General features: G+C 65.1%; 1 protein-coding gene. It reads left to right on the top strand.

Annotated features, from left to right (window positions below):
• The coding region (locus AACY52_RS30300) for a phosphoribosyltransferase family protein (protein ID WP_339561377.1) at window positions 1-501 on the top strand (501 nt) is incomplete at both ends.

Below are 501 nucleotides of genomic sequence, written 5' to 3'. Positions count from 1 at the left end.
ATCATCGGCGCGCGGTTCGTGCGCGACATCGAGCCCGGCGAAGTCATCGTGTTCGACGAGCACGGCCAGGACATCCACAAGCCGTTCCCGCCGATGGCGCCGCGTCCCTGCATCTTCGAATACATCTATTTCTCCCGTCCGGACTCCATCGTCCACGGCCGCTCGGTCTACGAGGTGCGCAAGGCGTTCGGTGCGCAGCTGGCCCGCGAGAGCCACGTGCCGATCGACGTCGTCGTGCCGGTGCCGGATTCCGGCGTGCCTGCCGCGGTCGGCTACAGCCAGCATTCCGGCGTTCCGTTCGAGCTCGGCATCATCCGCAACCATTATGTCGGCCGCACCTTCATCCAGCCGGGCGACAAGGTCCGCCACTTGGGCGTGAAGCTGAAGCACAACGCCAATCGCGCGCTGATCAAGGGCAAGCGCGTCGTGCTGATCGACGATTCGATCGTACGCGGCACCACCAGCCTCAAGATCGTCGAAATGATGCGCGAAGCGGGCGCG

It is taken from the genome of Pseudomonas sp. EA_65y_Pfl1_P113 (assembly GCF_963970525.1).
Taxonomy (GTDB): domain Bacteria; phylum Pseudomonadota; class Gammaproteobacteria; order Pseudomonadales; family Pseudomonadaceae; genus Aquipseudomonas; species Aquipseudomonas tritici.
This window is presented reverse-complemented; position numbering and strand designations above follow the sequence as displayed.